Raw genomic sequence first — 12,233 nt, forward strand, 5'->3', positions numbered from 1 at the left:
GGGAGAAGGACGATGATCCAGACGACCACCGCCATGAACGACCTCGCACTTTCCATCACCCGCGTCTTCGATGCCCCGCGCGGCCTCGTCTTCAGGGTCTGGAGCACGCCGGAGCATCTCGCCCGCTGGTGGGGGCCGAAGGGCTTTTCCGTGCCGTCGGTCAAAACCGACTTTCGCGAGGGCGGCGCGTGGCGCGCCTGCATCCGCTCTCCAGAGGGACAAGACTACTGGGCGAGCGGGGTTTACCGCGAGATCGCCGAGCCTCACCGCATCGTCTTCACCTTCACCTGGGAGGAGGAAGGCGCCATGGAAACGGTGGTTACCGTGACGCTGGAAGAGGCTGGAGAGAAGACACGGCTCACCTTCCACCAGACGCCCTTCCCCACCCCCGAAAGCCGCGACGGCCACACGGAGGGCTGGGAGGAATGCATGGACCGGCTCGGTGCCTATGTCACCGTGCAAAAGGAGGAGATGGGATGAGGAAGACCTATCACGGGAGCTGCCATTGCGGGGCCGTCCGCTTCGAATGCCGGCTCGATCTGGCGCCGGAAGGCCAGCGCTCGGAGCCGGCGCGGGAGGGCGTGTATTGGACCTCGACCTTCCGCTGCAACTGCTCCTCCTGCCTGAAGACGCGGTTCTGGAAGGCATTCGCCGTACCGGAGGACTTCAAGCTGCTTAAGGGCGAGGAAGCGTTGACGGAATACCGCTTCGGCGCGCGCATGATCAGGCATGTTTTCTGCAGGCACTGCGGCGTCCACCCCTTCGCCAGCGCCGATTTCGACGTAATGGGCGGGGCGTTTTATGCCGTCAATCTCGTCTGCCTCGACGATGCCAGCGACGAGGAGCTGGCGGGCGCGCCGATCATCTATGAGGACGGCCGACACGATGCCTGGGACAGGGCGCCGGAGGTGACCTCATACCTTTAGGCAGGCGCGCGCCCCCGCGCCATCACCTCCTCATAGGCCGCGCGCAGCCTCTCGCGCACGCCCGGCCCTGACCTGGGCTTCGCCGGGATCCCCAGATGCTCCTGGCGCAGCTCCTCCATGAACTCTTCCCACAGGTCCGGCCCGCCCTCCTCCAGCAGCTGCGCACGGATGGAGAGCGCCTCCGTCACGGGCAGCCATTTGCGCCCCCAGGCGCCGATCATGGCGAAGACCGGCAGAAGCTCGATCCCCATCTCCGTCAGGCTGTAGATCGCCTTCTGCTTGTGGCTCGGGTCGTCCTTTTTGGAGATGACGCCTTCAGCCATGAGCCGCCGCAGGCGGTCGGCCAGGATATTGGAGGCGATCCCCTCCTCGTTCTGCGCCAGAAGCTCACGAAAGTGGCGGCGGTTCCCGAACATCATGTCGCGCACGATGATGAGGGACCATTTGTCGCCCAGGACCTCCAGCGTGAGGTTGATGGGGCAGCCCGAGCGGTGGGCGGTTTCTTCCTTTTCTGTGGCCAATTTTGCGGTCTCCAAAAAAACTGGTTGCAATATAGGATCAGTTTGATAATCTGCAACCAGTTGCAAGATGCAATCGGACTTAAGCAAAGTCAAGGGAGAGAGCACCGTGGAGAGGCAAGGGAAGGTTTTCTGGCATGCGACGATGTCGCTGGACGGGTTCATCGCCGACCCGCAGGATCGCGTGGACTGGGTGTTCGCGTACAAGGCGCCGAACCCGGCTGCCGACGAGGCGATCCGGACGACCGGCGCGGTGCTCATCGGCCGGCGCACCTATGACATGGGTGTCAGCAAGGGCGGCAAGGTCTATGGCGGCCGCTGGAGCGGGCCGCAATTCGTGATCACGCATAATCCGCCGGACCCTTCCGACGACCCGGAGGTCACCTTCATTTCGGAGGGCATCGGCGCGGCCGTGGCACGCGGGCTCAAAGCGGCCGAGGGCAAGAACCTGCTTGTCATCGGCGCCGACGTCGTGCGCCAGTGCGTCGAGGCCGGGCTCGTGGGCGAAATCCTCATCCACGTCGCGCCCATCCTGCTCGGCGACGGCGTCCGCCTGTTCAGCCGGCCGGGTATGGAGCTGGTCAAGCTGGAGAGGACCGAGCTGTCGGAGGCGGGGCAGATTACCAACATGCGCTTTCGCCTAGCGAAAGGGAGTGCCTGAGATGAACACACGCATCATTAAAACCGACGATGTCGAGATTGCTACCGAGGCTTTCGGTGATCCGGCCGACCCGCCGGTTCTGCTGATCATGGGTGGGATGGCCTCCATGCTGTGGTGGCCCGAGGAATTCTGCCGACGCATGGCCGAGCGCCGCCGCTTCGTCATCCGCTACGACCAGCGCGATACCGGTCTTTCGACGAAATATCCGCCCGGCCAGCCGGGCTATGCCTTCGACGATGCGGTCGATGACATCTTTCGCGTGCTCGACGGCTACGGGATTTTTGCCGCCCATATCCTCGGCTTTTCCCTCGGCGGCATGGTGAGCCAGGCCGCCGCGCTGAAGAAGCCGGAGCGCGCGCTTTCCCTGACGGCGATCAGCACCACGCCGGTTGGGGTGGATACGTCCCACCTTCCCGCGAGCGGCGAGGCCTGGATGGAACATATGGCCGTGGAGGCGGACTGGTCGGACCGGGCAGGCGCGGTCGCGTATCTGGTCGAGGATGCACGGCTGACGGCGGGCACGGCACATCCGTTCGACGAGGCCGGGACCCGAGCCTTCATCGAACGGGATTTCGACCGCTCAGGCGGCTATCTCAGCGCCACCAACCACAGCATCCTCTTTGAGGTCGGCGAGGCATGGCGGGACCGGCTGCACGAGATGAAAGCGCCGCTTCTCGTCGTTCACGGCACGGCCGATCCGGTTTTCCCGCCGGAGCACGGCGCGGCACTTGCGCGGGCCATCCCCGGCGCGAGGCTGATGAGGCTGGAAGGCGGCGGCCACGAGCTGCATCCAGGCCATTGGGACCGGATCGTAGCGGCGATCACCGAACACACAGGCAATATCGGCTGACCACAAGAGAGAAAGAGAAAGCCATGTCCAGCAAAGGAGACAAAGCAATGAGACGGTTGGTGGTTTGGAACATGATGACGCTCGACGGCTATTTCGAGGGCAAGAGCCCGTGGGACCTCGGCTTCCACGAGACGGTCTGGGGAGACGAGTTGGAGGCGTTCTCGCTCGAGCAGGGCAAGGAGATCGGCACGCTGCTTTTCGGGCGGCGCACCTATGAGGGCATGGCCGACTACTGGCGCAAGGAAACCGGGGCGATTGCCGACATGATGAACTCGATCGACAAGGCGGTGGCGACCCGCACGCTCGACACGGCGACGTGGAACAACACCCGGCTCTTGAAGGGCGAGGCCGCGGAGGCGGTCAGGGCGTTGAAGGCCGAGGAGGGCAAGGACGTCTATGTGTTCGGCAGCGCCGACCTGCTCAATTCTCTCCTCAAGGCCGGGCTCGTTGACGAATACCGGATCTGTGTCGTGCCAGTGGTGCTGGGCGGGGGCAATCCGCTGTTCAAGCCACAGGACCGTGAGGTCAAGATGCGCCTCGAAAGCTCGCGCCCGCTCAAGACCGGCGGAGTGGTGCTCACCTATGCCGTGGGCGGGTAGCCCAATGGGCGGGATACCATCCACAGTTCATCGGCTCTAGCAACCAACTCGGGAGACAAGCCATGTCCAAGCTTCGTGTTCATGCCTTCACCATTTCGCTGGACGGATACGGCGCCGGCCCCGGCCAGAGCCTCGACAACCCGCTGGGCAGGGGCGGCGAGGACCTGCACCAATGGTTTTTTCCGACCCGCACCTTTCAGCGGACGTTGTTCGGCAAGGACCAGGGGACGACCGGGATCGATGATGACCTTGCCGCAAAGGGATTTGAGAACATCGGTGCCTGGATCATGGGCCGGAACATGTTCGGACCGGTGCGGGGCCCGTGGCCGGACGACTCCTGGCGGGGCTGGTGGGGCGAAAACCCGCCCTATCACGTCCCCGTCTTCGTTCTCACCAACCACGCGCGCCCGCCGTTGGAGATGGAGGGCGGCACGGTCTTCCATTTCGTCACCGACGGCATCGAGGCCGCGCTCGAGCGCGCCAAGGAGGCGGCCGGCGGCCGCGATATCCGCCTCGGTGGCGGTGCCAGCACTATCCGGCAATATCTGAACGCCGGGCTCGTCGACGAGATGCAATTTGCCATCTCGCCTGTCCTCCTGGGCAGCGGCGAGCCGCTCTTTGCCGGCCTTGACCTACCTCGCCTCGGCTACGAGGTGACCGAGCATATCCCCTCGGAAAAGGCGACCCACATCGTCCTGTCGAGGCGGGCCTGACCCTTCGCATGAAATGAAGAGGAGGCTTCAACATGCCAGCGCGAAGCAGAACGGAAATCGCCCGCGCCTATTTCGGCGCTTACAAGACGAACGATCGCAAATTCATTGAGGATATGCTGGCGGCAGACTTCACTTTCACCAGCCCCTATGACGACGCCATCGACAGGAAGACCTTCTTCGAGCGTTGCTGGCCGGCCGGCCAGCGCATGGCCGAAATTTCTCCCGAAGAAATTGTCGAGAACGGCGACCGCGTGTTCGTCTTGTACAAGTGCCGCACTCGCGAAGGGAAGGAATTCCGCAATGTCGAGACGCTCGATTTCACGGATGACCGCATCCGCGCCGTCAATGTCTATTTCGGCGCGGCCTATATCGACGGCGTTTTCCAACCCTCCTGAGGGAGCCGGCGCGCAACTTCGAACCATGGAGGAACTGAAGATGAGCCTGCCAAAAGTTGTTTCGCGAGAGGAATGGCTGGAAGCCCGCAAAGCGCTGCTGGCCAAGGAAAAGGAGATGACGCGGGCGCGCGACGCCTTGAGCGCGGAGCGGCGGCGCCTGCCGATGGTGAAGATCGAGAAGGACTATGTCTTCGATGGGCCGGATGGCAAGAAGCGGCTGATCGACCTCTTCGAGGGCCGCCGCCAGCTCATGGTTCAGCACTTCATGTTCGATCCGCGCTGGGAGAAGGGTTGTCCCGGCTGCACGGCCGGCACCGACGAGATCTCGGGCGGGCTGCTGCGCCACCTGAACAGCCGCGACACCTCCTATGCCTGCATATCGCGGGCGCCGCTTGAGAAGCTCGAGCGCTACAAGGCCGAGAGAGGCTGGAGCATCCCCTGGTATTCGTCCTACGGCAGCGACTTCAACTACGACTTCGGCGTGACGGTGGACGAGAGCCGCGGCCCGGCGGTCTACAACTACAAAACCAAGGAGGAGCACGAGAAGGCCGGTACCGGGTACTATTTCGAAGGCGAGCAGCCGAAAGAACAGCCAGGCCTCAGCTGCTTCCTGCGCGTGGGCGACGATGTCTACCACACCTATTCGACCTTCGGCCGGGGCGACGAGGCGACGGGCGGCTCCTACTACTGGCTCGACCTGACGGCGCTCGGCCGCCAGGAGGAGTGGGAGGAGCCGAAGGGGCGCGTGGAGAGCGCCCGGGCCAACCAGCCCTTCTTCGACGATTGACGCGGGACCAGTCGACATGGATATGCATCGGACCATTGGCGACATCCGCTGCTGAAAGGGGCAGTGCTCGGCGTCGCGGGTTTTGCCCGCGCCGCCGGCGGCGAGGCGGCGAAAAGACTCGGAACGGCCGGCGAAACGTTTCTGACAGAAGCGCGCGACGCGTCCCCAGGGCGCAATGGACGGCCACTTTTTTCCTGAGCCGTGAGAGACTTACGCCGATTTCCGGACTCATGCCAGTAAGGTGATCTGAGCGTTGCCGCGATGAAAATCGTTTCGGCCTTGTCGGGTAACGGCGCTATCGTTCGTCCTGGGGGCGCACCGATTGCAGACACCCGAAACGGAGGACCCTCACGATGCGCTACATGATGCTGATGATCCCGAAGGGCTACGAGAGCGCCGGGCCGGAGCTGGATTTACCCGCCGACGCCGTCGACAAAATGATGAAGTACAATGAGGAATTGCGTTCTGCCGGGATCCTGGAGGCGCTCGAGGGCCTGCATCCGCCGTCCGCCGGCGCGCGCGTCTCCTTCGCCAGCGGGGAACCGGTCGTCATCGACGGTCCCTTCATCGAGGCCAAGGAAGTTCTGGGCGGATTCTGGATCATCGATGTGCCAACGCTTCAGGACGCGATCGACTGGGCCAAGCGCTGCCCGGGATCACCAAACGAGACGATCGAGATACGCAAGATCCAGGAGATGGACGACTTTTCCGACGAGGTTCGGGAGGTCGTGCAAGCCTATCCGGATGTACTGGAGAAGGGGATCGGCAAGCCCTGATCAGCCATGCTTGGCCTTGTGTTCCGGCTCCACGTGGATGGTGACACGGGCGCCGGGAAGCTCTTCCTCCAGCACATCCTCGATGCGATCGCAGATCTGGTGCGCGCGCTCCACCGTCATGTCCGAGGGCACCACCAGGTGAAACTCGATGAAGCGGGCACGACCAGCCTCGCGCGTCTTCAGGTCGTGAAACTCCAGCGCGCCGTCGCTGTTGGCGCGCACGAGACGCTCGATCTCGGCCAGTTCCGCGGGGTCGACCGCAACGTCCATCAACCCCTGGACAGAGGCGCTGACCATGTGCCAGCCATGCCACAGGATATTGGCCGCGACGATGACCGCCATCAGCGGGTCGAGCCACAGCCAGCCTGTGGCGAGCGCCAGGAGAAGGCCGACGATGACGCCGGCCGACGTGATGACGTCGGTCCACAGATGACGGCCGTCGGCCACCAGCGCCGGCGAGCGGGCGGTGCGGCCGACGCGCGCGAGGACGACGGCCCAGATGCCGTTGCCAACCGCGGCAACAGCCGTAATCGCAAGGCCGAGCCCCGGCGCCTCCAGCGCGTGCGGCAGGGAGAAGGCGAGCCCCGCCTCGCGCAGGATGAGGAGTGCCGCGACGACGATCAGCACGCCTTCCAGCACTGCGGAAAGATACTCCGCCTTATGGTGCCCGAAGGGGTGGTTTTCGTCGGCTGGGATGTAGGCCACGCGAATGGCGAACCAGGCCGCACCCGACGCCACGACATTGACGATGGATTCCATCGCGTCGGAGAACAGCGCGACGGAGCCCGTCAGCCACCAGGCGCCGAGCTTCAGGGCGAAAATCGCCATGCCGACGACAATGGACCAGAAGGAGAGGCGCCGGACTGTCTTTGCGGATGTCATGGTTCGCCGCACCCTCGCAAACTTGCCGTCACACGCGAGCGTCGCGGCCGGAACGCCTCACGCCGCCTTCACCTTCGCCTTCGACGGCAGATGCGCGACCACGTTCTCGATCATGCGCATGCCGGCATTCTGGCCCAGCGTCATGATGGATTCGGGGTGGAACTGCACGGCCGCCACCGGCTCGCTCTCGTGTTCGATGGCCATCACCACGCCGTCCTCGGTTTCCGCCGTGACGACGAACGCCTCCGGCATGCACGCAGGATCGGCGAAGATGGAGTGGTAGCGCCCTACCGTCACCTCGTGCGGCAGGCCGGAGAAGACGAGGCTGTTGCCGCCGGCACGGATGCGCGAGGGCTTGCCGTGCATGGGCTCGCGCAGGTGACGCAGCGCGCCGCCATAGGCCTCCACCAGTGCTTGCAGCCCCAGGCACACGCCGAAGATCGGAAGCCCGCGCGCCCGCGCCTTGGCGATCGTCGCTGCGCAATCGAAATCGGCCGGCGTGCCCGGCCCTGGCGAAAGCACCACGAGATCGGGATCGACGCGGTCGAAAACGGCCTCGGCCACCGGCGTGCGCACGGTGGTGACGGCCGCTCCCGTCTGGCGGAAATAGTTGGCCAGGGTGTGGACGAAGGAATCTTCGTGGTCGACAAGCAGGATCTTCACGCCCTCACCGACCTTCGCCGCCTCTCTCGCCTCTTGTCCCATATTGGTTTTCCCTGCTTCGCGGATGGCCGACAGCATGGCGGAAGCCTTCAGCTCCGTCTCTGCTTCTTCTTCCGCTCCATCGGAATCGAAAAGGAGCGTTGCGCCCGCCCGCACCTCGGCAATGCCATCCTTGATGCGGATGGTCCGGAGCGTCAGCCCCGTGTTCATGTCCCCGTTGAAATGGACCATGCCGACGGCGCCTCCGTACCAGGCGCGCGGGCTCTTCTCGTTGTCCTCGATGAAGCGCATAGCCCACAGCTTCGGCGCGCCGGTGACGGTAACCGCCCAGGCATGGGAGAGGAAGGCATCGAAAGCGTCCATGCCCTCGCGCAGGCGCCCCTCGATGTGGTCGACCGTGTGGATGAGCCGCGAATACATCTCGATCTGTCGCCGGCCGATGACGCGCACCGAGCCCGGCTCGCATACGCGGCTCTTGTCGTTGCGGTCGACGTCAGAGCACATGGTCAGTTCCGACTCGTCCTTCTTGGAGTTCAGGAGCTTCAGGATCTGCTCGGAATCGGAGATGGCGTCGTCGCCGCGCTTGATGGTGCCGGAGATTGGGCAGGTCTCCACGCGCCGTCCCGACACGCGCACGAACATCTCCGGAGAGGCGCCAATGAGATACTCGCGCTCGCCAAGGTTGATGAAGAAGGAATAGGGCGACGGGTTGATCTGTTTCAGGCGGCGGGAGATTGCCGACGGGCGGTTCTGGCAGTGCTCGAAGAACATCTGCCCCGGAACGACTTCGAAGAGATCGCCGCGCCGGAAGCTTTCCTTCGCCTTTTCCACCAGTTTCGCGTATTCGCCTGGCTCGTGATCGGCGCGCGGCGGCACGCGGGCTCCTGGCTGGAACGGCTCTTCGCGGCCCTCGCGCGGCTTACCTTCGGTGGAAAACCCCTTGCCCGAATAGTCGTAGCGGTCGTGCCAGGCCCTGGCCGCGTGGTGGTCGACGACGAGGATTTCGTCCGGCAGGTAGAGAACGAGGTCGCGCTGGCTTTCCGGTCGATCGAGCTTCAGCGCCACGGGGTCGAACTGGAAGGCGAGATCGTAGCCGAAGGCGCCGTAAAGCCCGAGATTGTCGTCGTTCTCCGTATGGAAGAGGTTCGTGACGGCCCTGAGTACGGTGAAGACGGAGGGAACGCGCGAGCGCTCCTCCTCCGATACGATTTCCCTCGGCTCGGCAACTATAACCTCGAGCAGACGCGGGCTTCGCACCGTCATGGCGACGTCCGGCAGGCCTTCGATGGCCGCGCCCAGCGCCGGCAGCATGACCTCCCCGCGCCCGTTCAACGCCTCGACCTTCATGGCCCGTCCGCGCGCCGAAATCACCAGCGGCGGGTCGATGATGGCGGTATCCCAGCGCGTATAGCGGCCCGGATATTCGTAGTTGGAAGAGAAGACGGCGCCGCGGCGCGCATCCAGTGCATCGATATAGGTGTCGATGGCGCCGTTATATGGCGTCTCGCTGCGGCTGCGGACAACGCTTATGCCGCCCGCCGTGACGAACCGCTCGCCGCCGTTTTCCAAGACTTCCACGCTCATTCTCCGCTCCCTTTCAAGCGCCGCCGGGAAGCCCATATAATGAAAATGGCCGCCCGGTTTTCACCTGCGGCCAATCGTCGAAGTTGCACGCAAACGCTTGCGCTGGCCGCAGTCAGCAGGCCCACCACCAAAGCTTTGCGTTCGCAACCGTGTCCATGCGCCTTCCATAGCCGCGAAAGAACGCATGCGCAACTGCTTTGGTCATGCATCGCCATCCTGGCCGTCGCCGCCTTGGCCGTGCCGGCTCTCCTTCGCCAGACTGCCGCGGCGGTACTGGAGCAGCGAAGCGAGGAGCCATGTGAGGCTTGCCCAAGCCGCCCCCAGCGCCCAACCGGCCGCCACATCGCTCGGCCAATGGACGCCGAGATAGACACGGGTGATGCCGACGGCGACCGAAATGACGAGAGCCGTGAAGAGCACATAGAGCCGCACCCGCAGATCGCCGAAGAAGCGTATGACGAGGGCGGCCAGCGTGAGATAGGCGACGGTGGTCAACAGGGCGTGGCCGCTTGGGAAGCTGGACGTATGGACGATGTCGAGATGGGCGGCGAGATCGGGCCTCGGGCGCTCATAATACTGTTTCAGGAAGTGCGATACGAGCGCGCCCGATCCAACAGAAAGCACGACGTAAAGCGCCGGCCCGTGGCGCCGTGTGACGACCAGTAGGCCGACGACGGCGGTGAGCGCGAGAAGGACGAGCGTGTAGCCGCCGAGCGCGGTTATCTCCAGCGCCACCTCCTCCAGCCAAGGCGGTCCGAGCGGATCGGAGGGGTCGGCGGGATTGCGCAGGGCGAGGAAAAGCCGCCGGTCGAGGGCGCGGATCTCGCCCTCGGCCACCTCGTCGGCGATCGCGAGAAATGCGTAGACGCCGAAGGCGAGCACTGCCAGCACGACGACCGGCCCCACCGCCTCCCGGCGTTGCTTCATGCCGCGCACAAGGCCGGTCACGGCCGTGACGATCGCGCTGTCTGCCAAATGCCTGCGCCTCCACATCGAAATGCCGCGCTTGAAAATGGTGCCGCGGCGACAAATGTCCCTTATGTTGGGATATAAGTCCCGCGGGAGCATGATGCACGATGGTATGGTCTTTCAACATCGGCAGGATCTTCGGCACGACGGTGCGCATCCACGTCACCTTCCTGCTCCTGCTCGTCTGGATCTGGTTCATGCACTACAGGATCGGCGGCGCGGCCGCCGCCTGGGAGGGCGTGGCATTCATCCTCGCCGTCTTCGCCTGCGTGGTACTGCACGAATACGGCCATGCCCTTGCGGCGCGCCGCTACGGCATCAGGACGCCGGACATCACGCTTTTGCCGATCGGCGGGCTGGCGCGGCTGGAACGCATGCCGGAGGAGCCGGGCCAAGAGTTCGTCATCGCCGTGGCAGGCCCTCTGGTCAATGTCGTCATCGCCGTCCTCATCTTCCTGGCGCTCGGCGGTTCGGCCGGCATTGAGCAGATGATGCAGGTGGAGGACCCGCGCGCCGATTTTCTCGTGCGGCTTGCCGGCGTCAACGTCTTCCTGGTGCTGTTCAACATGATCCCCGCCTTCCCCATGGACGGCGGGCGCGTGCTGCGCGCCCTTCTCGCCACGCGGATGACCTGGGCACGGGCCACCCAGATCGCCGCCAATATCGGCCAGGGGCTCGCCTTTCTGTTCGGCTTCCTGGGGCTGCTCTACAACCCGCTGCTCATCTTCATCGCCATCTTCGTCTATCTGGCAGCGGCGGCCGAGGCGCAGAACGCGCAGATCCGCGATGTCGCCAACAGCGTTCTGACGGGCGACGTGATGGTGACGGAGTTCGCCGCCCTCGACCGCTCCGCGAGTATTGGCGAGGCCATCGAGCGGCTGCTCGCCACCACGCAGAACGAGTTTCCCATCCTCGACGCATACGGCCGCATGGAAGGGCTTCTGACGCGCAACGACATGATCGCCGCGCTGAAGGAGACGGGGCCGGAGGCACCCGTGGTCGGCGCCATGCGCACCGGTCTTCCCTCCGTCCACCGGCGCCAGAACCTGACGGAGGGTTTTCGCCTGATGCAGGAGAAGAATGCGCCTGCCGTCGCCGTGGTCGACAGCGACGGCCGTCTGGTCGGGCTGCTCACCCACGAAACCATCGGCGAGATGATGATGGTTCGGGCTGCCATGCCCGAAGGCTTCCGCTTCGGCCGTCTGAGAAGGCCGCCGCCGATGCCCCGCCGTCCTTGACACGGGCCCTGCCCTGACCCACTTTCTTTTTATGGTACGGAATTCGATTTCTCCCCTCTACCTTCTTCGGGTGTGTCCCCTCACGGGACGCTAACCCCGGGGTCCGGTGCCATGCGCCTCCGGATCGCGGGGCGCAACGAAGCCGCAGCCCTATCGGGATCGTGCGGACAAGAGCAATCCCAGGCGCAATTACAAAAGAACAAAAGCCGCAGATGACGGCAGTCCTTGGATCGAAAGCCATGCAGAAGAAGGCCGGACGCAAGCCAAAGATCATCGTTTCCAGAACCGATCACGACCGCCTGCTCGGTCTCGCCACGGCGATGGAGGAGCACGACCCCGTATTTGCGGAAACCATGATCGCCGAACTGGAGCGCGCACGCGTAGTTGAGGATTCCGCGCTTCCCGAAACGGTGGTGCGCATGGGATCCACTCTCACCTACACCGCCGACGAGGCCCCGCCTACCACCGTGACACTCGTCTTCCCCGTGGAGGCGGATATCGCCCAGGGCAAGATTTCCGTGACGACGCCGGTCGGCGCCGTGCTCGTCGGTCTGTCGGCCGGCCAGTCGATCGACTGGACGGCGCGCAACGGACGCACCCACCGGCTTACGGTCACCGACGTTCGCCAGCCGGTGAAGAAGGCGAGCTAACGCCAGCGGTCCTAACGTTTGA

Annotated in this window: 15 protein-coding genes; 11 read left to right on the forward strand and 4 right to left on the reverse strand. The window is 64.4% G+C overall.

The annotated features are described in order from the left end of the window. Nucleotides 1-12: 12 nt before the first annotated feature. Entirely contained in the window at nt 13-480 is a 468-nt protein-coding gene (locus GPJ75_RS13300) for an SRPBCC family protein (RefSeq protein WP_246249047.1), read from the forward strand. Further along, nucleotides 477-926, forward strand: a complete 450-nt coding sequence (locus tag GPJ75_RS13305; protein WP_163268821.1) for a GFA family protein — start codon at nt 477-479, stop codon at nt 924-926. The genes GPJ75_RS13300 and GPJ75_RS13305 overlap by 4 nt, the downstream gene beginning before the upstream one ends. On the opposite strand, the gene GPJ75_RS13310 is transcribed toward GPJ75_RS13305, so the two are convergent. Beyond that, nucleotides 923-1,447, reverse strand: coding sequence for a winged helix-turn-helix transcriptional regulator (locus tag GPJ75_RS13310; protein ID WP_163268822.1), 525 nt, complete (start codon nt 1,445-1,447; stop codon nt 923-925). The two genes, GPJ75_RS13305 and GPJ75_RS13310, sit on opposite strands and share 4 nt — an antisense overlap. A gap of 106 nt (nt 1,448-1,553) precedes the next feature. Here GPJ75_RS13310 and GPJ75_RS13315 point away from each other — a divergent pair, with 106 nt between their 5' ends. The 7 genes from GPJ75_RS13315 (at nt 1,554) to GPJ75_RS13345 (ending at nt 6,225) form a co-directional block, all read left to right on the forward strand. Further along, nucleotides 1,554-2,105 (forward strand): dihydrofolate reductase family protein, encoded by a 552-nt coding sequence (locus GPJ75_RS13315; RefSeq protein ID WP_205602532.1) that lies wholly within the window; start codon nt 1,554-1,556, stop codon nt 2,103-2,105. A 1-nt stretch (nt 2,106) separates the two neighbouring features. Beyond that, complete coding sequence (locus GPJ75_RS13320) at nt 2,107-2,955, forward strand: alpha/beta fold hydrolase (protein ID WP_163268824.1); 849 nt, start codon at nt 2,107-2,109, stop codon at nt 2,953-2,955. A 47-nt stretch (nt 2,956-3,002) separates the two neighbouring features. Further along, nucleotides 3,003-3,554, forward strand: coding sequence for a dihydrofolate reductase family protein (locus GPJ75_RS13325; protein WP_163268825.1), 552 nt, complete (start codon nt 3,003-3,005; stop codon nt 3,552-3,554). A gap of 62 nt (nt 3,555-3,616) precedes the next feature. Then, the gene (locus GPJ75_RS13330; RefSeq protein WP_163268826.1) at nt 3,617-4,267 is read left to right on the forward strand and encodes a dihydrofolate reductase family protein; all 651 of its coding nucleotides are present in this window, start codon (nt 3,617-3,619) and stop codon (nt 4,265-4,267) included. 32 nt (nt 4,268-4,299) lie between these two features. Then, complete coding sequence (locus GPJ75_RS13335; RefSeq protein ID WP_163268827.1) at nt 4,300-4,662, forward strand: nuclear transport factor 2 family protein; 363 nt, start codon at nt 4,300-4,302, stop codon at nt 4,660-4,662. 40 nt (nt 4,663-4,702) lie between these two features. Then, on the forward strand, nt 4,703-5,449 hold the full coding sequence (locus GPJ75_RS13340) for a DUF899 domain-containing protein (RefSeq protein ID WP_163268828.1): 747 nt from the start codon (nt 4,703-4,705) through the stop codon (nt 5,447-5,449). 353 nt (nt 5,450-5,802) lie between these two features. Beyond that, a complete protein-coding gene (locus GPJ75_RS13345) occupies nt 5,803-6,225 on the forward strand; it encodes a YciI family protein (protein WP_163268829.1) in 423 nt (140 codons plus the stop codon). On the opposite strand, the gene GPJ75_RS13350 is transcribed toward GPJ75_RS13345, so the two are convergent. From GPJ75_RS13350 to GPJ75_RS13360, 3 genes are all read right to left on the reverse strand, one after another. Further along, entirely contained in the window at nt 6,226-7,107 is an 882-nt protein-coding gene (locus tag GPJ75_RS13350; protein ID WP_163268830.1) for a cation diffusion facilitator family transporter, read from the reverse strand. A gap of 57 nt (nt 7,108-7,164) precedes the next feature. Continuing rightward, nucleotides 7,165-9,354 carry an anthranilate synthase gene (locus GPJ75_RS13355; protein WP_163268831.1) on the reverse strand — a complete coding sequence of 730 codons (2,190 nt, stop codon included), beginning with the start codon at nt 9,352-9,354 and terminating at the stop codon, nt 7,165-7,167. A 201-nt stretch (nt 9,355-9,555) separates the two neighbouring features. After that, on the reverse strand, nt 9,556-10,329 hold the full coding sequence (locus GPJ75_RS13360) for a phosphatase PAP2 family protein (protein WP_246249048.1): 774 nt from the start codon (nt 10,327-10,329) through the stop codon (nt 9,556-9,558). A gap of 101 nt (nt 10,330-10,430) precedes the next feature. Between GPJ75_RS13360 and GPJ75_RS13365 the strand changes: the two genes are divergently transcribed. Beyond that, the gene (locus tag GPJ75_RS13365; protein WP_163268833.1) at nt 10,431-11,561 is read left to right on the forward strand and encodes a site-2 protease family protein; all 1,131 of its coding nucleotides are present in this window, start codon (nt 10,431-10,433) and stop codon (nt 11,559-11,561) included. A gap of 212 nt (nt 11,562-11,773) precedes the next feature. Continuing rightward, on the forward strand, nt 11,774-12,211 hold the full coding sequence (rnk, locus tag GPJ75_RS13370) for a nucleoside diphosphate kinase regulator (protein WP_246249049.1): 438 nt from the start codon (nt 11,774-11,776) through the stop codon (nt 12,209-12,211). Nucleotides 12,212-12,233 lie beyond the last annotated feature (22 nt).

This window comes from Chelativorans alearensis, from assembly GCF_010993735.1.
Lineage (GTDB): Bacteria > Pseudomonadota > Alphaproteobacteria > Rhizobiales > Rhizobiaceae > Chelativorans > Chelativorans alearense.

Coding starts and splice junctions, on each gene's coding strand:
- GPJ75_RS13325 (WP_163268825.1), top strand. CDS start 3,003: ATGAGACGGTTGGTGGTTTGGAACATGATGACGCTCGACGGCTATTTC.
- GPJ75_RS13330 (WP_163268826.1), top strand. CDS start 3,617: ATGTCCAAGCTTCGTGTTCATGCCTTCACCATTTCGCTGGACGGATAC.
- GPJ75_RS13350 (WP_163268830.1), bottom strand. CDS start 7,107: ATGACATCCGCAAAGACAGTCCGGCGCCTCTCCTTCTGGTCCATTGTC.
- GPJ75_RS13335 (WP_163268827.1), top strand. CDS start 4,300: ATGCCAGCGCGAAGCAGAACGGAAATCGCCCGCGCCTATTTCGGCGCT.
- GPJ75_RS13365 (WP_163268833.1), top strand. CDS start 10,431: ATGGTATGGTCTTTCAACATCGGCAGGATCTTCGGCACGACGGTGCGC.
- GPJ75_RS13345 (WP_163268829.1), top strand. CDS start 5,803: ATGCGCTACATGATGCTGATGATCCCGAAGGGCTACGAGAGCGCCGGG.
- GPJ75_RS13320 (WP_163268824.1), top strand. CDS start 2,107: ATGAACACACGCATCATTAAAACCGACGATGTCGAGATTGCTACCGAG.
- GPJ75_RS13305 (WP_163268821.1), top strand. CDS start 477: ATGAGGAAGACCTATCACGGGAGCTGCCATTGCGGGGCCGTCCGCTTC.
- rnk (WP_246249049.1), top strand. CDS start 11,774: ATGACGGCAGTCCTTGGATCGAAAGCCATGCAGAAGAAGGCCGGACGC.
- GPJ75_RS13355 (WP_163268831.1), bottom strand. CDS start 9,354: ATGAGCGTGGAAGTCTTGGAAAACGGCGGCGAGCGGTTCGTCACGGCG.
- GPJ75_RS13300 (WP_246249047.1), top strand. CDS start 13: ATGATCCAGACGACCACCGCCATGAACGACCTCGCACTTTCCATCACC.
- GPJ75_RS13340 (WP_163268828.1), top strand. CDS start 4,703: ATGAGCCTGCCAAAAGTTGTTTCGCGAGAGGAATGGCTGGAAGCCCGC.